Annotated in this window: 15 protein-coding genes; 7 read left to right on the top strand and 8 right to left on the bottom strand. The window is 47.3% G+C overall.

Annotated features, from left to right (window positions below; translation table 11 throughout):
- Entirely contained in the window at positions 1 to 1,038 is a 1,038-nt protein-coding gene (gene aroB / locus IMZ16_RS00575; protein WP_193440059.1) for a 3-dehydroquinate synthase, read from the bottom strand.
- An 82-nt stretch (positions 1,039 to 1,120) separates the two neighbouring features.
- On the opposite strand from aroB, the gene IMZ16_RS00580 reads away from it, so the two are divergent.
- The 6 genes from IMZ16_RS00580 to IMZ16_RS00605 all read left to right on the top strand — a co-directional run bounded on the left by IMZ16_RS00580 (position 1,121) and on the right by IMZ16_RS00605 (position 11,720).
- Positions 1,121 to 2,374, top strand: coding sequence for a proline dehydrogenase family protein (locus IMZ16_RS00580; RefSeq protein WP_193440060.1), 1,254 nt, complete (start codon positions 1,121 to 1,123; stop codon positions 2,372 to 2,374).
- Positions 2,375 to 2,395: 21 nt separating this feature from the next.
- Positions 2,396 to 4,840 (top strand): replication restart helicase PriA, encoded by a 2,445-nt coding sequence (gene priA / locus IMZ16_RS00585; RefSeq protein WP_193440061.1) that lies wholly within the window; start codon positions 2,396 to 2,398, stop codon positions 4,838 to 4,840.
- Positions 4,841 to 4,951: 111 nt separating this feature from the next.
- Positions 4,952 to 6,400, top strand: a complete 1,449-nt coding sequence (gene dacB, locus IMZ16_RS00590) for a D-alanyl-D-alanine carboxypeptidase/D-alanyl-D-alanine endopeptidase (RefSeq protein ID WP_193440062.1) — start codon at positions 4,952 to 4,954, stop codon at positions 6,398 to 6,400.
- 74 nt (positions 6,401 to 6,474) lie between these two features.
- Complete coding sequence (locus IMZ16_RS00595) at positions 6,475 to 8,367, top strand: M1 family aminopeptidase (RefSeq protein ID WP_193440063.1); 1,893 nt, start codon at positions 6,475 to 6,477, stop codon at positions 8,365 to 8,367.
- Between the two features lie 2 nt (positions 8,368 to 8,369).
- Positions 8,370 to 9,005, top strand: coding sequence for a 16S rRNA (guanine(527)-N(7))-methyltransferase RsmG (gene rsmG, locus IMZ16_RS00600; RefSeq protein WP_193440064.1), 636 nt, complete (start codon positions 8,370 to 8,372; stop codon positions 9,003 to 9,005).
- Between the two features lie 39 nt (positions 9,006 to 9,044).
- Positions 9,045 to 11,720, top strand: coding sequence for a PD-(D/E)XK nuclease family protein (locus IMZ16_RS00605; RefSeq protein ID WP_193440065.1), 2,676 nt, complete (start codon positions 9,045 to 9,047; stop codon positions 11,718 to 11,720).
- A gap of 43 nt (positions 11,721 to 11,763) precedes the next feature.
- On the opposite strand, the gene IMZ16_RS00610 is transcribed toward IMZ16_RS00605, so the two are convergent.
- The 7 genes from IMZ16_RS00610 to IMZ16_RS00640 all read right to left on the bottom strand — a co-directional run bounded on the left by IMZ16_RS00610 (position 11,764) and on the right by IMZ16_RS00640 (position 16,158).
- Positions 11,764 to 12,015 carry a DUF6952 family protein gene (locus IMZ16_RS00610; protein ID WP_073178399.1) on the bottom strand — a complete coding sequence of 84 codons (252 nt, stop codon included), beginning with the start codon at positions 12,013 to 12,015 and terminating at the stop codon, positions 11,764 to 11,766.
- Positions 12,016 to 12,017: 2 nt separating this feature from the next.
- A complete protein-coding gene (locus IMZ16_RS00615; protein ID WP_193440066.1) occupies positions 12,018 to 12,326 on the bottom strand; it encodes a thioredoxin family protein in 309 nt (102 codons plus the stop codon).
- 4 nt (positions 12,327 to 12,330) lie between these two features.
- Positions 12,331 to 12,963 carry a peroxiredoxin gene (locus IMZ16_RS00620; RefSeq protein ID WP_193440067.1) on the bottom strand — a complete coding sequence of 211 codons (633 nt, stop codon included), beginning with the start codon at positions 12,961 to 12,963 and terminating at the stop codon, positions 12,331 to 12,333.
- Positions 12,964 to 13,087: 124 nt separating this feature from the next.
- Entirely contained in the window at positions 13,088 to 13,480 is a 393-nt protein-coding gene (locus tag IMZ16_RS00625; RefSeq protein ID WP_227411528.1) for a DUF2141 domain-containing protein, read from the bottom strand.
- A gap of 85 nt (positions 13,481 to 13,565) precedes the next feature.
- The gene (locus IMZ16_RS00630; RefSeq protein WP_193440069.1) at positions 13,566 to 14,378 is read right to left on the bottom strand and encodes an enoyl-ACP reductase FabI; all 813 of its coding nucleotides are present in this window, start codon (positions 14,376 to 14,378) and stop codon (positions 13,566 to 13,568) included.
- Positions 14,379 to 14,429: 51 nt separating this feature from the next.
- Entirely contained in the window at positions 14,430 to 15,272 is an 843-nt protein-coding gene (locus IMZ16_RS00635) for an isoaspartyl peptidase/L-asparaginase (RefSeq protein WP_193440070.1), read from the bottom strand.
- A gap of 4 nt (positions 15,273 to 15,276) precedes the next feature.
- Positions 15,277 to 16,158, bottom strand: a complete 882-nt coding sequence (locus IMZ16_RS00640) for a cyanophycinase (RefSeq protein ID WP_193440756.1) — start codon at positions 16,156 to 16,158, stop codon at positions 15,277 to 15,279.
- A 200-nt stretch (positions 16,159 to 16,358) separates the two neighbouring features.
- On the opposite strand from IMZ16_RS00640, the gene cphA reads away from it, so the two are divergent.
- Positions 16,359 to 18,986, top strand: coding sequence for a cyanophycin synthetase (gene cphA, locus IMZ16_RS00645; RefSeq protein WP_073178389.1), 2,628 nt, complete (start codon positions 16,359 to 16,361; stop codon positions 18,984 to 18,986).
- The last annotated feature ends 145 nt before the right edge of the window (positions 18,987 to 19,131 follow it).

Raw genomic sequence — 19,131 nt, forward strand, 5'->3', positions numbered from 1 at the left:
TTAAATCACCCTGAGGAAATTCAGCGCTTTTTCTACCTGAGCATCGTCTGCCGTTACATCGTATCTGCAGCTGCCTATGCCGTCAATCAGCGAGAAACTGATTCGTCTGTCCCTGTTCTTTTTGTCATTCTGCATCAGGCGGATGAGGTCGGAGTTTTCACAGAGGGACAGATCCGGAACCGGGAAAAATTTAAGGATATTTTCAGAAACTTCATCCATCTCCGGAGTGTTGATCAGCCCTAAGTTTTCCGCCAGTTTTGCCTCTGCCATCATCCCTGCCGCCACCGCCTCGCCGTGCGCCAGCGGCGTGCCGGCTGCCAGGAAAACGCTCTCCACCGCGTGCCCGATGGTGTGGCCGAAGTTCAGAATTTTCCGGATGTTTTTTTCCTGAAAATCCTGCGCTGCGATAGAGTTTTTTATCTCCATCGATCGCCTGATCAGTGGCGAAAGCGTTTCAGAATTTATGGTTTTTATTTCAATGAGCTCCTGCCAGTGGCATCGGTCGGCGATCAACCCGTGCTTCAGCATTTCTGCAAAACCGCTGCGCAGCTCGCGAAATTCCAGAGTTTTAAGAAATTCAGGATATAAAAAAACGGCTTTCGGGAGTGCGAATGTGCCAACCAGGTTTTTTACCGACCAATGATCGATGCCCGTTTTGCCGCCCAGTGCCGCATCGCACATCGCAAGCAGGGTGGTAGGTATGTGGATAAACGGGATGCCGCGCTTGTACACCGATGCCGCGAAGCCTCCCAGATCCGTAATCACCCCGCCCCCGAGATTGACGAGTAGTGAGTGCCTATCCGCCCGAAATTCCGTAAGAATTTCCCAGAGCTGTATGGCGGTGCCTATGTTTTTTGATCCCTCTCCGCTTTCAATTTCTATAATCTCGTACGGCGTGTCTGTCTCCAGACTGGCAAGAAGCAGCGGCAGGCAGTGCTGGTGCGTGTTTTCGTCCGTGAGGAAAAAAAGTTTTGTAAATTTTTTTTCTGAAAGAAATTCATTCAGGGCACGGAAATCTTTGTCCAGCTTCTGCAGCATCGCTTTTTTGTGCAAAATTAAACCAAAAAGCCTTTCACTATCCCGCCCAGTTGCGTAAATTTGTGAATTATTTTTTAAAATTATGTCCGTTTTTACTGATACTGAGATTGCATTCAAAAATAAATCTACCGCGGAACTAAGGAAATCGCAGCTGCTATTTGGCTCGCTAAAGTCGCCGTTTCTCGCCTATGCAGGTTCCCGTTTTCTGAATTTTGCAGTAGAAAAAAATCTGCCTTTTGCCGAAGAACTTGTTAAAAATACACTTTTTGCCCAGTTTGTGGGCGGTGTAGATAGGGAGGAAAGCCGCGAGGTGGTGAAGGAACTCTTCCGCAACCATATCGGAAGTATTTTCGATTATTCCAAAGAAGGCATAGAAAAGGAGGAGGATTTTGATGAAACCCTTGCAGAAATTATCCAAAATATAAAATTTGCGGAGGGGAATCCTGCGGTACCCTTTGTGGTTTTTAAGCCGAGCGGCTTCGGCAGGATAGAAATTTTTGATAAAACTGCCCACAGCCCTGAAAAACTTTCCGCGGAAGAGAAAGCAGAGTGGGAGCGCGTAGTGCACCGTTTCGATAAAGCCTGCGCGGAGGCTCAGCAGCGCGATGTGCGCATAATGGTGGATGCGGAAGAAACCTGGCTTCAGGATGCTGCCGACGACCTTACCAATGAGATGATGGCGAAATACAACCGTGAAAAGGCTATCGTATGGAATACCGTGCAGATGTACCGCACCGGCAGGCAGGAATATCTGGAGGAAGATCTGCAAAGAGCGAAGGAGAAAAATTATTTCCTCGGCTATAAATTTGTCCGTGGCGCCTACATGGAAAAGGAGCGCGCGAGGGCTGCCGCGCTGGGTTATCCGGATCCTATTCAGCCGGATAAAGCCGCCACGGATGCGAATTATAACTCAGCAATTGATTTTGTGCTGAGAAATTTGGACAGGGTGTCGGCCTTCTTCGGCTCCCATAATGAGTATTCTATGGAGCTGGTTATGCGGAAAATGACAGAGGCAGGCCTAGCCAATGATGACGAGCGGATACATTTCGGGCAGCTTTACGGGATGAGCGATAATATCACATATTTCCTCGGAGCTAAAAATTACAATGCGGCAAAATATCTACCTTATGGCAGCGTAAAGGAAGTGGTACCGTATCTGGTGCGCCGCGCCATGGAAAACACTTCCGTAGCAGGGCAGACGGGGCGAGAGCTGAGCCTAATCCGCAAGGAGCTGAAACGCCGCGGCGCAGGAGACTACCGCAAAAAGATAGCCCTCGGTATTGCCGGGATCGCAGCTCTCTCGCTGCTGGTAAGCGACCGGAAAAAGAATTCCTGACCATCTGGAATCTGATAAAAATTGAATTTTGCTGAAATCATCCTGCCGCTGAATCTCGAGGGCACATTTACCTACGAAATTCCATCTGCGCTAAAGGCTGCGGTTTTGCCGGGAATGCGCGTTCTGGTGCCATTTCGGGGCAGAAAGGTGTACACAGGGGTGGTTTTCAGCGTGCACGAAAATTCTCCCGAAAATTTCAAACCGAAGGAAATCATCAGCGTTCTGGATTCCGCGCCGATCCTGCCGCCGGAGCAACTGAAATTCTGGGAGTGGCTGGCAGATTATTATCTGAGCAATCTGGGGGAAATCTATCGGTTTGCATTTCCCGCCTCTCTAAAGCTGGAAAGCGAAACTTACCTGAAACTGAAGCCTGGTGCTGAAATTGATTATGCACTTCTAGATAGCAATGAAATCTATCTCCTCCAGGCACTGGAAGTAAGGCAAATGGTGAATCTTTCTGATATTGAGGCTTTTATCCCGAAGAAAGAAATCATTAAAACCATCAATTCCCTTATTGACCTGGAATATATCGAGGTGGATGAGAAGATTGCTGAGCGTTACCAGCCGAAGGAAGTGGCTTTTATCGGTATTAGAAATTTACACGAAATAAAATCCCAAATCCCCGAGATCCTGCTCAGCCTAAAGCGTTCGCCCAGGCAGCAGGATTTATTCTTAAAAATCCTTGAATTCCAGACTGCTACCGACGCGCCAGCAAGGAAATCAGAAATTTTTGCAGAAGGAAATTTTGGCAATGCCCATCTTAAGGGCTTGATAGACAAAGGCTTGGCTGAGGAGTTTTACCTGGTGCAAGACAGAATAAATTCATATACCGGCGAGCTGGAGGCAGCGGAAATGCTGAGTGCCGCCCAGCAGGAAGTTTTAGTGAAAATTGATGAATCATTTTCTTTGGGTAAAAATGTATTGCTTCACGGGGTGACTTCTTCAGGGAAAACACATTTATACCTAAAAAAAATTGAAGATTGCATCCATAGCGGCAAAACAGCATTACTCCTGGTTCCGGAAATCAGTCTTACCAAGCAAATATCGTCTCGCCTAGAGAAGAAATTCGGGAGCGCCCTGGCGTACTATCACTCGAAACTCTCCGATTTTGAGAAAATTGAAATTTGGAAAAAAATAAGGCATAATGATGTAAAATTGTTAATCGGAACTAGGCAATCATTATTTCTTCCTTTTCAAAATTTAGGGCTTATTATTGTAGATGAAGAACACGACGCAAGCTACCGCCCCAGGGATGTTTCTCCAAACTTTCACGCGCGGGATGCCGCGCTTGTATTGGCAGATTTGTATCGCGCTAGGGCAATTCTCGGAAGTGCTACACCTTCTGTGGAAAGCTATTATGCAGCGCAGATGGGGAAGCTGGAATATATTTTTCTCGGACAAAGATTTGGAGGTACGGCGGAGCCGAAGGTTCAGCTTATTGATTTTAAACAAGCGCTGGATACCAAGGCCGTAAGGGGAGATTTTTCCGAAAAATTGCTGGGCGCATTAGCGGAGAAAATTTCCGAGAAGAAGCAAAGCATCGTACTGCACAACCGCCGCGGCTTCGCCACTGTGGTGGAGTGTGCGCAATGCGGCTATGTGGCCTATTGCAGTAATTGCGATGTGGTGATGGCGTACCACAAAGAGGCGAACGAAATGAAATGCCACTACTGCGGACAGCGGGCGGCTAAGCCGGTGCAGTGCCCGAAATGCCTTTCTGAACAGCTTTTGGCGCGTGGAGTAGGCGTGGAGCAGATTCAGGAGGAACTCATAAAAATATTTCCCGAAGCAGGCGTGGAGCGAATGGATGTGGACAGTATGCGAAGGAAATTTGCCTACGAAAAACTTTACGAGAAAATCAGTACGGGCGAGGCGGATATTATCGTAGGCACACAGATGATAACCAAGGGACTGGATTTCGCCAATATCGACCTGGTGGGCATTCCCAGGGCAGATCACCTGCTGTATGTGCAGAACTTCCGAGCGGAGGAGCGCGCCTACCAGCTCATAACTCAGGCGGCGGGCAGGGCAGGCAGAAAGTCCGGGAATGGGGAGGTTTTGATACAGACCTACAACCCCCAGCATTCGGTTTTCCGGCTGATTATGGAAAATAATTATTCAGAGATTTATAATTATTTCCTGACCGAACGGAAGAATTATCATTATCCTCCTTTTACGAAAATGATAATGATAGAACTGAAACACAGAAAGGAAGAAAAAAATGACCGTGCTGCTAAATTTCTTGGCTCAGTGCTAAGGAATTATCTGCCGGATGAAAGCGTTCTCGGCCCGGAGAAGGCACCGATTCCAAAAATCAATACGCTTTACCATAATCAAATCTTGCTGAAGCTGCCGCGCGGGAGAAGGTTTCATATGTACAGAAAAATGCTGCGGCGGGCTTTGGCAGAATTTCGGGAAGTTACTGCCTATCAGAGTATAAAGCTTTCACTTACTGTGGATTATTAACAAAATTTAACGCATTTTTAAAAAATCTTACCATATCCTTGAAAGATGTTTTAAACATTTGTTTATAATTTTGCTTCGTAAAAAGTCGCAGATGCGGTTACTTTAAATAAAATGAATTTTAAAAATAAATTACTCGGCGCGGCGGTGGCATTCTGCAATTTTGCCATTGCGCAAACCTCTGCGCCTACCGCGGTTTTTTACCCGCAAATGTACGCGAACCAGTCAGTAACAACTTCTGAGAAAACATCTTCTGATTTTTCCGCAAAGCAAAGGCTTGACCAGGTGATAGACAGGATGATGACCGATCCCGTACTTCGCAATGCAGACTGGGGCTATGTGGTTTATAATCCGAAGACTAAAAAAATAATATCTTCCTTCAATGAAAATGCTGCCTTCATCCCTGCATCTACTACTAAGCTCCTTACCACGGATGCGGCAATGGCGCTCCTGGGGCCAAAATTTTCCTGGACCACCCAGCTGGAGTATTCCGGGGAGATAGACGAGCAAGGAGTACTGAACGGAAATCTCTACATCGTGGGCAGCGGGGATCCTTCGCTGGGCACCGGCAAGGCGGGGGCATCCACATATGGCTCCGTGGCTTCAGATTTTAAATATGCCATCCAGGAACGCGGCATACGGCGGGTGAATGGCGATATCATTATGCAAACGGCGGTATATAAGGACAGCAAACTTTCCACACTCCCGGAAAACATCGTGTGGAGAGAGCTGCCGAAATATTACCTTCCTGCCGGAAGCACGAAAGATGTAAATCCACAAAGCGAGCGCTTGGTAGCTACAAAGGCTCTGGGGCAAAGTAAGCAGCGCTATTTTTATGTTTCGCCGTACACCGGCAAGATGGCATTTACGGATGAATATTCGGGGGGTAGCCTTTCTACCAATATAGCGCAGCCGCCTGCTTACCTTGGCAATTCGCTGAAGACCTCCCTTGTGAAGAGCGGCATCCCTGTCTCTGGGGCGGTAAGCGTTAAAATAATTGACGCATCGCCGGAGCCTCGGAAAATTATCACGGCATACCGGTCGCCGCTTCTTGCAGATATCGTATACGACACCAATCAGCGTAGCGACAATGCCCTCGCCGAGGCCCTGATGCGGATGGTGGGCTTCCAGAAATATGGTGACCATACCTCGGAAAGCGGCAGAGCGGCAGTGGACAAGCACCTGCAGGAAGTGAATTTTGATAAAAACGGCTTCAATTATGCTGACGGCAGCGGGCTTTCCCGCAGCAATTATGTAACGCCGATGGCGCAGGTGAAATTCCTCACCGAAATTATGGAGAAGCCATATTACCAAGATTTCTACGCCTCACTACCCATTGGCGGGCAGACAGGTACTTTGAAAAGCTGGTTTAAAGATTACAACAATGGAAGGATTTTCGCCAAAACCGGCACGCTGAACAGGGTAAAAGCACTGGCAGGCTACATTCAGACATACCAGAACGAGACTTTAGTATTTTCTATGCTGATAAATAATTATTCAGGATCGGTGGATCAACTGAAAATCAGGATGCAGCAGCTGCTGGAGCCAGCCACAGAATTATAAAATATCGTCATAAATTTCAAAGCCTTTTCGGATTTTCCGGAAAGGTTTTTTATTTTTGGATGAATATTTTAAAGATGATGAAAAATAGATCATTTGCGCTTCTCGCCCTATTGCACTCTGCATTTCTACTGTCTCAAAACTCTTATCAGGTGCGCTCAGCGCTCAATAATATTAACCCTAATACGGAAAACTACGACCTAACCTACCAGCGGCTGGAGCTCGAGCTAGATCCTGAAATTCAAAAGGTGGCAGGGATGGTTACCACGCATTTTGTGCCAAATCAGGAAACGGCTTCGATATATTTCGACCTTGCTGATAGGCTCAAGGTTTCCCGGGTGAGCTATCACGGGCAGGCCTTGGAGTTTGCCCAGCTAAGCAGCAAGGAACTTAAAATCACCCTTCCGCAAACTCTGAAGGCTGGGGTGCAGGATTCTCTTTCGGTGGAATATTCCGGCGCGCCGGATAGCCGCAGCCGCGCCTTTGTAACTACCAGAACGCCCGCCGGAGCCCCCGTGCTTTACACCCTTTCGGAGCCGTACGGAGCGAGGGAATGGTTCCCCACCAAGCAAAGTATGAATGACAAGATAGACAGGTTTGATATAAAAATAATCACCGATGCAAAATACAGCGTAGCCTCCAACGGCAGGCTGGTTTCGGAAAATATCCTGCCTGATGGGAAAAAACTGACATTCTGGCGCACGGAATATCCTACTGCTGCATACCTCATAGCCCTCGGCATCAGCAATTATGAGAAATTTTACGATAGCATCGGGCTCCAGCCAGCATTTCCATTTGTAAATTACCTCTATCCGCATACGGCGCAGAACTCCAGCGTACTTGCTTCCATAGCCTGGACGAAACCTGCTATGGTCTTATTTGAAAATCACTTCGGGCTGTACCCCTTCCGAAAGGAAAAATACGGCCATATGCAGTTCAGCGAACGCGGCACCTGTATGGAGCACCAGACGATGTCCTCCATGAGCAGCTGGGAACTGACCACCATAGCCCACGAGCTTGCCCACCAGTGGTTTGGCGACAAAATTACTTGTGCCAGCTGGAATGACATCTGGCTGAACGAGGGCTTCGCAACCTTTGGCGAACACCTGGTGAATGAAAAGCTCCTTATGTCGCCTGCTGATTTTAAGGTTTACCTTAAGAACCGGATCAGCTACATTACGGCGTACCCGGGGGGCAGCGTGTATGTTGCAGACGAGAATCTTAACAATGAGGGCGCGATATTCAGCGGGCGGCTGAGCTATGCAAAAGGCGGCTTTGTAGTAAGGATGCTAAAGTGGGTGTTGGGTGAGGATGAATTTTACAGAGCAATAAAAAATTATCTGGAGGATCCCGATCTTGCTTACAGCTACGCGAAAACCTCCGATCTTGCAGCTTCCCTGAAAAATTCTACTGGGCAGGATTTTACCGAGTTTTTCAATGACTGGATCTACGGCGAAGGCTACCCGATGTACAACATTAGCTGGAATCAGGTGCAGAATAAATTTTTCCTGAATGTGAAGCAGGCACAGAGCCATCCGTCGGTTTCTTTCTTCGAAATGCCGCTGCCCGTGCGCGTTGCCGGAGCAAATGGTGAGGTGGTAGATTTGGTATTGGACAATAAAATGAACGATGAAACCTTCATCCGCGACATTGATTTTCCTATACAGTCAGTTACATTTAATTATGATTATCAAATACTTGAAAAAAATTCTGTAGTGAAGAAGGATGCGCAGCTACAGGCAGATGCGGCACGGATCCCTCAACTGAAAATTTACCCAAATCCTGCAGTTTCTAAAATATCTGTGAGCGGGATTTCTGGTTGGGAATTTTATCAGATTTTAAATACAGAAGGGAAGGTTTTAAAAAGCGGCAAAGTATCTACTGATCAGCCGATAAGCGTTACGGAACTTTCTCCTGGGCTATACTTTTTAAATGTAAACGGGCAGATTTTTAAATTTATAAAAAAATAGAAATGTCCGCAGCGCTAATTGAAAAATACTTCCCGGAACTTACTCCGCAGCAGAAGCTGCAATACGAGCAGCTACAGCCTCTTTACTTTGAATGGAATGAAAAAATTAATGTAATCTCGCGGAAGGACACCGATTCGCTTTACGAAAAACACATTCTGCACTCGCTCGGCATCGCAAAAGTGCTGCAGTTTGAGCCGGGCACCCATGTACTGGATGTGGGTACGGGCGGCGGTTTCCCGGGCATTCCCCTCGCGATTTTATTTCCTGAATCACACTTTACGCTCATTGACTCTATCGGAAAAAAGATTTCAGTAGTAAATGCTGTAGCGGAAGCTATTGGTCTTCAGAATGTAACGGCAATACACGGCCGTGCAGAAAAGTTGCAGGGAAAATTTCATTTCGTAGTGAGCCGAGCGGTCACCCAGATGCCGGAGTTTCTACGGTGGCTTCGGGGAAAGTTTGAAAAGGAACACTTTAATGCGAAGCAAAACGGCGTGCTGTACCTGAAGGGGGGCGATCTGGCGGAGGAGCTTGCTGGTCTACGCTGCGAGATCTACAGCTTGAAAAGCTTTTTTGAGGAAGATTTTTTTGAAACGAAAAAAGTAGTTTACCTCTCGAAAGACAATTTTAAATCTTAATATTTCCGGCTTTTTTAGCCCGACAGCCCCTTATCTCAAATGAAATTTCTGAATAAAATTATAGATACACTTCTCGCTGAAGCTACTGATCTATCTAGCCTCAGCATCGTCCTGCCAGGGAAAAGACCGGTGATTTTCATAAAAAAAATCCTGGCAGAGAAGGAATATTCCGGTATTCTTCCAGATTTTTATACCATTTCTGAACTGGTGCTGCAGATGTCCGGATTGCAGGAAATCAGCGGGGCGCCGCTTTGGCTTTACGCTTACCGTGTGTACAGCTCCCTTTTTTCTGATGAAGAATTCGGGGATTTTATCAAATGGTTTCCCACGCTGCAGAAGGATTGGGACGATATGATGAAATTTTACGGTAATGACGAGGCGGTTCTCGCGCGGATGCTGGATGAGGAACGCATAAAAAACTGGGGAGAGAATCTGGGCGATGAAAACTCCCCGCGGCGGCGCAATCTTGATTTCTGGAAACGGATGTCTTTGTTTCTCCCAGAGCTGAAAAAACGGCTTCTCCTCGATAGTCTCGCCACGGCGGGTATGCAGAGTGTGGCGGCAAAAGAAAACATTCCGGAATTTCTTGAAAATTCTGATAAAAAATTTATATTCTGCGGTTTTAATGCGCTTACGCCATTTGAGGAAAAACTGATCAGGGGAGTGCTGCAGCGAGACCGCGGAAAATGTTTCTTCCAGGGCGACCGCTACTATCTGGATGATGAGCGGCAGGAGGCGGGTGCCTTTCTGCGGGAGTACCGCGGGTGGAGCGAGTTTAATACCCACCGCCCCTTCAGGTGGGCTGAGGATGATTTCCGGAGGGAAAAAAGCATTAAAACTTTTGAAGTTTCCGGAAGTGTTCCACAAACGAAAATCCTGCCGGATATTTTCAAAGAAATTCCAGCGGATGAGCATTCTCAGACCGCGGTGGTACTGCTGGACGAAAACCTTCTGCCTGCGTGCCTGGACGCCCTGAACGCACAGCCCGCAGTAAACATAACGATGGGGTTCCCGGTGAAAAATCTAGCATTCAGCATAGGGATTAAAAAATTATTCTACATCCAGAAGCAGCTGGCAAAAGGGAAAGGGAATTATTATTATTCCGATGTGCTTTCGGTGCTTGAAATTATGCCTAAATCTATTGAAGATCAGCAGATTATCTCAAAGTTTCAGGCAGAAATCAAGGAAAAAAACATAGTCTATCTCTCGCCATCAAAAATGTCGGGGATGCTTTCCGGGCTGTCATATTACCAATTATTCCTCCCTCCGGAGAGTGTCGCAAATTATCTGGAAGAGCTTCTGAACTTCTGTACTGTGGCAAAAGAAAGTGCTGCAGATGATGTGATTTATGAAAATATTTCGCACTTCGAGAAAGCTTTCCGCACCATAGGCAATCAGCTGAAAGTTTTTGGTATTTCTCTGGATATCAGTACATTAGAAGTTGTTGTAAATCAGATAATTAACACGGAAACTATCGACTTTGAGGGGGAGCCGCTGGATGGACTTCAGATAATGGGGCTGCTGGAGACGCGACTTTTGAACTTCAAGAATATCATCCTGCTTTCGGTGAACGAAGGCAAGCTCCCTCTAGGGAATACGCAGAATACCTATCTTCCGTTTGATGTCCGGAAGAGCTTCAATTTGCACACTTTCCTGGAAAACGACAGCATCTATGCTTATCATTTTTACAGATTGCTGCAGGATTCTGAGCGCGTTTTCCTGCTTTACAACGGGCTTTCATCCGGTTTGAATACAGGCGAGAAAAGCCGATTTATAACTCAACTTGAGCTGGAAAGCCCACATAAAATTGAGCATATTGTGATCGACAACCCTACGGAGCCTTCTGCGGATGAAGTTATTTCAATTCATAAAACCCCGGCAGTTCTCGCGCAGCTTGACCTTTGGAAAGAGAGAATCTCGTCATCCCACATCAGCCAATACCTCTACGACCCTGTCCAGTTTTATTTGGAACAAATTCTTGGCGCGAAGGAGCCGGAGGAAATCGAGGAAGAAGTTTCACAAAAAAATTACGGTAATCTCGTACATTATTCGCTCGAGTTTCTTTACAAAGTAATGTTGAACAAAGTGCTGAGTGCTGCAGATTTTGAAGCCGCCCTAGCAGCAGTTCCAGAAGCATTGGACCATGCTATGAAAAGGCTGAAGCATCAGCAGGAATATTATGAAACAGGCATCAACTACATTCATATGCAGATCGCGCGGGAGGTAGTTCTGTCGATACTGCATTATGATAAATCGCTGGTTGAAAATGGCCACTCGCTGGAAATCTTAGATGTAGAAAAGGCTTTCAGTAATCTTCCGTATGTACTGCCCGGTGGTACAGATGTGAAATTTAAAGGTTTCATCGATCGCATCGACCGGCTGGACGGGCAACTGAGAATCATTGACTATAAAACTGCGCCTGCATCCGAATTGACAATAAATGTAAAAGATAATTCTCTCCAAAAATACAAACACAGGCAGGCAATTCAGCTTTCTATTTACCTCTATTTCGCTGAACAATCGCTAGAGTTCGCAGGGAAAGATGTGCAGGCAGGTATCTGGAGTTTTGCGCAGATAAAGCGCGGAATGCAGCCACTGTGCCTTTCCGTTTCAAATTCAGAAGCGATGAGGCTGATTGCTGCGGTAATTGAGGAAATTCTGAATCCTGAAGTAGTTTTTGGTGAAACGGTAAAAGAAGAAATGGAAACAGAATAAAAAAGTCCGCAATTTTGCGGACTTTTCATTTTCAATTATCAGCTTACTGCTTATCGATGCTTCCCATCACTTTTTGGGCAAAGCCGTTCAGCGCATCCTTTTCGGCAACGCCGTTGGCAACGCTGCCGTGCACTTCCAGCGCACCACAGATGTTGGTAATCATCTCGCCAACTACTGTCAAATCTTCGTCGCTCGTTCCGCGAAATTCGCAGAAAGATTCCAAAACTTCCAGCGTTTTTTCCAAATCTTCTGCAGAATGATTTTGGTAAAACTGTCGTATTTGCGGTAGCTTCATCTTTACTTTATTTTTTCAAAAAGTTCGTTCAGGCTTGCCTGCTGGTTCGTCTGCACCTGATCCACCAGCTGCCCGTTCGTAAAGGCAGCAAAAGTAGGCAGGTTATCCACGGTTGCAAGCTTGCGGCTTTCCGGCATTTTCTCGGCATCCACATAGTAGAACGCCACGCCTTCGTTTTCGCTCGCCAGTTTTTTGAACTTCGGTTTCATAATTCTGCAGTTGCCACACCACGAAGCGCCGTACTGAACCATCACTTTATCGTGCTGATTTACAAGCTCTTGCAGATTGTCTTCGCTTAATTCGGTAAACATAATCTTAGTGTTTTGAAAGGTATTCCGCCGTAGAAGTTCTGTTGGCGCTCATTGCATCCTTGCCTTCTTCCCAGTTTGCCGGGCAAACTTCGCCGTGCTTTTGTACGTGAGTGTAAGCGTCGATGAGGCGTAGATATTCCTGAACATTTCTTCCAAGCGGCATATCGTTTACAGATTCGTGGAAAATTTTTCCATCCTCATCCACAAGGTAAGTTGCTCTGTAGGCTACATTTCCACCGGTAAAGATTTCGTTGCCATCATCATCATATTCAAAATCTTGATCCAGAATGCCCAGGATTCCGGCAAGTTGGCGGTGCGTATCAGCAAGGATAGGGTAGGTTACGCCCTCAATTCCGCCGTTGTCTTTAGGCGTGTTTAGCCACGCAAAGTGCACTTCGTTCGTATCACAGGATGCGCCGATTACCTTGGTATTTCTCTTCTCAAATTCGCCCAAGGCTTCCTGAAAAGCGTGAAGCTCCGTAGGGCAAACGAAGGTAAAATCCTTAGGATACCAGAACAGGAGCACCTTTTGCTTGTTCTTCGTAGCTTCTTCGAAAATGTTGATTCTCAGATCATCACCCATTTCGGACATTGCGTCCACAGTAACATTGGGAAACTGTCTTCCAACTAATGACATAATATATTGTTTAAAAATTTTCCTCTACAAATTTACGGCATTTCGATGAAAAATGCTAATTTAAATTAATTAAAAATAATGGAGCAGAAATTAACCTGCTTTAATTTTTTTAATTTTCTGAATGTCAATAATTTAGCAGAGTAATATTAATGCTTTTATTTTGGATGAGCGTAAATTTTGTTTGAGTGAATGTTGGCGGGCTCAATTTTGGTTTTACATTATTCGAAAAACCGAAGCCCTCTTTCGGGATTCCTATCATATTTGTATCCGCCTTGCCATTGCTGTTTTCGTCCTGGTAAACGGCAACTGCATAATCTCCCGCCGGCAGGTCGCGGAATGTATAGGAAAGCGTGGAGGCGCCCCCTACTTTTACCTTTTCCCCGATATAGACTTTATCCGGCTTCAGGAATCCTTCCGCCTTATTATAAATACCAATTTCCACCTTGCCTTTGCCTGCCTTCAGGTTGGAAATATTTACAGTGAGAGAATGTTGAGCAGCCGCGGTACCTGCTATCAATATCGGAGCTGAAAAAATTAACTTCTTAAAAATATTCATCGGATCTAAAATTTTTCCCCAATGAATTTCAATATTCACGCCAAAATTAATTTTCCCCCGTGTATCGGTCGATAACTTTTTGCGAGACACCCATTGCGCTGAAACCTCCGTCGTGATAGAGGTTTTGCATAGTGATTTTCCTTGTAAGATCACTGAACATCGCAACGCAGAAATCTGCGCACTCATCCGCAGTGGCATTGCCGAGCGGCGACATATCCTCCGCAAAGCTGATAAAACCGCCGAATCCTTTCACACCCGTCCCGGCCGTAGTAGGCGTAGGCGACTGAGAGATGGTATTCACACGCACTTTTCTTTCACCAAAATACACGCCGAAGGATCTCGCGATGCTCTCCAGATAGGCCTTGTTGTCCGCCATATCGTTATAATCTGGGAAGTTGCGCTGCGCAGCGATGTAGGTGAGCGCAAGAATGGATGCCCACTCATTCATAAGGTCTTTTTTCCATACGGTCTGTAGGATTTTGTGGAAGCTCCCGGCAGAAATATCCCAGCCCTTCGCAGTCCAGTCGTAATTCATGTCCGTATAGTGCCTACCCTTCCGCACATTTACGGACATCCCGATGGAATGAAGAATGAAATCCAGCTTGCCGTATTTCTCTTCGGCGGCATCAAAAAGTTTTTCAAGATCCTCCACAGAGGTAGCATCTGCGCCGATGATTTCCGAGCCGGTTTTCTCCGCAAGCTCGTTCAGCTCGCCCATTCTGAGGCCTATGGGCGCATTGGAGAGGATGAATTCCGCCCCCTCTTCGTGGCAGCGCTCTGCAACTTTCCACGCGATGGATTGATTGTTCAGCGCACCGAATATAATTCCCTTCTTTCCTTCTAGAAGACCGTAAGACATTTTTTTCTGTTTAAAGATTTTAGCAAAAATAGCTAATTTTCTGAGAATTCGCTAATTGAAAATTTCCAAATTTTCCCCGTCGTATGTTGCGAAAACCATCGTAGGGTGAGAATCCAGATGAAAAAGCTGCCCGTTTCTGTCCACACCTATAGCGCCTGCAAATCCACCGATATCCTTCAGTTCGTCAAAAGTTTTGGCGAAGGCTTCCCGCAAAGAAAATCCGTCCGAAACTCTCGTTACAATCTTTGCAGCAGTGGCGTTGCTCACGATGTCTTCACCAACACCCGTGCAGCTGACTGCGCAAAACTTATTGGCGAAGTTCCCCGCAACCGTTGCGGAATCAGAGATCCGCCCGGGAATTTCGAAACCCTTTCCGCCGGTGGATGTAGCAGCGGCAAGGTTTCCGTGCTTATCGAGAGCCACGCATCCCACAGTGCCCTTCCCGCCGTTTTTCAGTTTTTGCTCAAATTCCGCGCGGCGCTGCGGAATTTCCGGCGAGTAATTTTCAAAACCGTTTTTCTCGGCGAAAATATTGGCGCCTTCACCGCCTAAAATCCTGTCGTCTTCCTGCATTAATTTTTCTGCAACAAAAATGGGATTTTTTACATTTTCAATATTAATGACGCCACTCATTTTCTGCGAAGTACCATCCATTATTGAAGCGCTCATCCTTATGATGCCGTCGCTTTGAATCTGAGAACCTGTGCCTGCGTTAAAGAGTTCGTCATTTTCCAAAAGTGAAACAGCAAATGCTACAGTTTCCGCTGCAGAATGGTTTTGCAGAAAATTATAAGCTTCGGTGATGATTCTTTTCAAAGATTCCTGCTTGGCTTTTTTCGTCTCGATGCTTTGGTCGCTTTCCGAGAAGAAGCCCCCGTGGACGGCTATTTTCATTTTTTTAAATGGAATTCAGGCTATATTGTGAATTTTCAATTTTAAGATTCTTGCTCCGGAGATCGAACACATCGTTCATACTCATCACATGCACAATCATATGGTCTATGGAGATCGGCTGCCCCAGCTCAATCATCGTTAAATTTGTATCCTTTATACCGGAACCGTCTACGATAATCACCAGCCCGGAGCCCACCGCCGTCATTTTACCTTCGTGGATGAAGAGCCCGGTGTCTTCCCCAAGCCCAATGCCCAAAGTGCGCGGGTTGGTCACTACCGCCTGGAAAAGCCTGCCTATCCTGCCGCGCTGTACGAAATGTGTATCCACAATCACATCGTCGATAAAGCCGAGCCCCTGGGTTGTTTTTATTTCACCTTTCAGCAGTGCCTCCGAGCTGCTTCCCTGATAAATCATCACCTCCGATGCCGCCGCAGCCCCTGCAGAAGTGCCTGCATAGAGGAACTGCTCGTTGCGGTATTTGGTGAGCAGCGCATCGTGGAAGCGCGTACCGCCAAGTATGGAGGTCAGGCGGAGCTGGTCCCCGCCGGTGAACATCACGGCATCAGCTGCGTTGATCCTCGCGGCTACAGCGTCGGAATTTGCCTGTTCCCGGGAGGTTATTTCCAGGATGTTTACATTTTTTGCCCCCAGATATTCAAACGCATTTTTATACTCAGGCCCTACGATCTGCGGGATTTGCGATGCGGTGGGTACAATTTCTATTACCGAATCCTCTCCATATTTGGTTTCGGTAATAATTTTGCGCATAATCCCGTGCTCAAAGAAATTGAGATTTCTCTCCACATCGGCATCGTAGCTTATCTCAGTGAAGCTGCCTTTGTTTACCGCGCCGCCGATGATTATCAGTTTACCTTTCGCATCCATAAGCTGCAAAAGTAAGAAATCTATAGTCATTTCTTTTCAAAACAGCTTTTAGGTTTCAGTATGTTAAAGAAATAAATTTTGATTAAAAATAAATAACTAAAAGCCGATGCTAATGTTTGTTCACAAGCATTGCATATTCCCAGAAAATAATTAATTATGCATCCTGGATACTTTCCGCTTTTTTTTAACGCAAATACAAAATGAAAATAGAAAAAATACAGGTGCTGCGCGGCCCGAATATCTGGAGCATCCGCCGGCATAAACTGATACAGATGCGCCTAGACCTGGAGGAGGTGGAGCAGATGCCCACCAATAAAATTCCTGGATTCCGGGAGCGCATAGAGGCGCTGATGCCTACGCTGTACACTCATCGCTGCTCCGAGGGCGAGCCGGGCGGGCTATTCTACCGCATAGATCACGGCACCTGGATGGGGCATGTGATAGAGCACATAGCGCTGGAACTGCAGACGCTTGCCGGTATGGAAGTAGGCTTTGGGCGCACGCGCGAAACCAAGACTCCCGGGGTGTACAATGTCGTGTTTGCCTATCTTGAGGAGACTGCCGGTGTCTTTGCCGCGGAGCAGGCGGTAGAAATAGCCCAGGCGCTCATCGACGGAGATGAGTATGATATCGATGCCTGCATCTTTCAGCTGAAGGAGATCCGGGAGAAAAACATGCTCGGGCCTTCCACCAGCAGCATCGTGAAAGAAGCGGAGGCACGCAAAATCCCGTGGCTTCGGCTTGGCAGCAATTCCCTAGTGCAGCTGGGCTATGGGGTCAATCAGCAGCGCTTCCAGGCTACGGTTACCGGCGGTACCAGCCACATCGCCGTAGATATTGCCGGAAATAAGAACACCACAAAAAAAATACTCTCGGATGCCGCCATCCCCGTGCCAGAGGGGGTCCTGGTATCCTCCGAAGATGAACTGAGGGCAGCGGTGGAGAGGCTCGGCTTCCCGCTGGTGATAAAGCCGCTGAACGGAAACCACGGCAGGGGGCAGACCATCAATGCTGAAGACTGGGTGACTGTGCTGAACGGTTTTGAAGAAGCGCAGAAAATTTCACAAAAAGTAATAGTAGAAAAATACATCAAAGGTTTTGATTTCCGCCTGCTGGTCATCAGCCATAAGCTTGTAGCCGCAGCACGCCGCGTACCGGCACATGTGGTGGGCGACGGGGAATGCAGCATCCGGCAGCTTATTGAAACCGAAAATGCTGACCCGAGGCGCGGCTACGGGCACGAGAATGTACTTACGGAAATCTCCGTGGATGCAGATACCGAAGCGCTGCTGGACAAACTAAACTACACGATGGAAACCGTGCCGCTGAAGGGCGAAATTGTATACCTGAAATCCACCGCAAACCTTTCTACAGGAGGCACCTCCATAGATGTAACGGAGATGGTGCATCCCGAGAATATCGCGATGGCGGAGCGCATCTCGCGCATCATCGGGCTGGATATATGCGGCATAGATGTAATGGCAGACAACCTTACGCAACCGCTGAAAGAAAGCGGCGGCGCAATTCTGGAGGTAAATGCCGCGCCGGGCTTCCGCATGCACCTTTCCCCAAGCGAAGGCCTGCCGAGGAATGTAGCCGCGCCCGTGCTGGATATGCTGTACCCGCAGGATAAAGAATTCCGCATCCCAATCATTGCAGTTACCGGTACCAATGGTAAAACCACTACCACGAGGCTCATTGCGCACATTGTAAAGAACAACGGATATCGCGTGGGCTTCACGACCTCGGATGGCATCTACATACAAAACACGATGCTCACAAAAGGCGACACCACCGGCCCTGCTTCCGCAGAATTCATTTTGAAAGACCCTACCGTGGAGTTCGCCGTGCTGGAGACCGCGCGCGGCGGGATCCTCCGCAGTGGCCTGGGCTTCGGCCAGTGCGACATTGGGGTGCTTACGAATATAACCGAAGACCATCTCGGGCTGAGCGACATTCATACCCTCAAGGATTTAACCAGGGTAAAAAGAGTGGTGATAGATAGTGTAAGGAAGGACGGCTGGGCGGTGCTGAACGCGGAGGATGAGTATTCAATGAAGCTCCTCGGCGATCTGGACTGCAAGGTTGCTCTCTTCAGCCTGGATGAGAACAACCCACACATCCAGAGGTTTGCGCGGCTGGGGCGTGTATGCTGTGTGTACGAGGAGGGCTACATTACCATAAAAAAGGGGGAGTGGAAGATCCGCATCACCAAGGCAAGCCAGGTGCCGGTAACGATGGAAGGCAAGGCAAAGTTTATGATTGCCAATGCGCTGGCAGCAAGCCTGGCGGCGTACCTGCACGGCTTCGCCATTGAGGATATTGCCAACTCGCTGCGCACCTTCATCCCGAGCGCGCACCAGACGCCTGGCAGGCTAAACATTTTTAAGTTTAAAAATTTCCAGGTGATGATAGATTTTGCCCACAACCCATCCGGCTACCGCGCGATAGAGGATTTCCTGGAAAATGTACAGGCAACCAAGAAAATCGGCATCATCTCAGGGGTGGGAGACCGCCGCGATGAGGACATTCGCGAATGCGGGAGAATCGCCGGCAGAATGTTCGACCATATCATCATCCGAAACGAGAAACACCTGCGGGGCAGAACGGAGGAGAATATCAACGGGCTGCTGCTGGACGGTATGCACTCCACCGGCAGGGATATTACTTATGAAATCATTCCCAAAGAGATTGAGGCGCTGAAACACGCGATGAGCATGGCGGAGGATGGTACATTTATCGTAGCGCTGAGCGATGTCATCAGCAATGCAATCGACCTTGTGCAAGAGTATCAGGCGAAAGAGCAGGCGGAGGAGAAGCTGAACTAAAGAGCCGAGAGCCAAGTAATAAGGCAAAAGTTTGCGAGAGAAATCAGTGTGGCAAGAGAGAAAACATCCGTGCCGATATTTTGAAATCTCGAATACTGGCTCTTGGTTCCTTTCGTTTTTAGTCGTAATTTCGTATTTTTACCAA

It is taken from the genome of Cruoricaptor ignavus, from assembly GCF_014961145.1.
Taxonomy (GTDB): domain Bacteria; phylum Bacteroidota; class Bacteroidia; order Flavobacteriales; family Weeksellaceae; genus Cruoricaptor; species Cruoricaptor ignavus.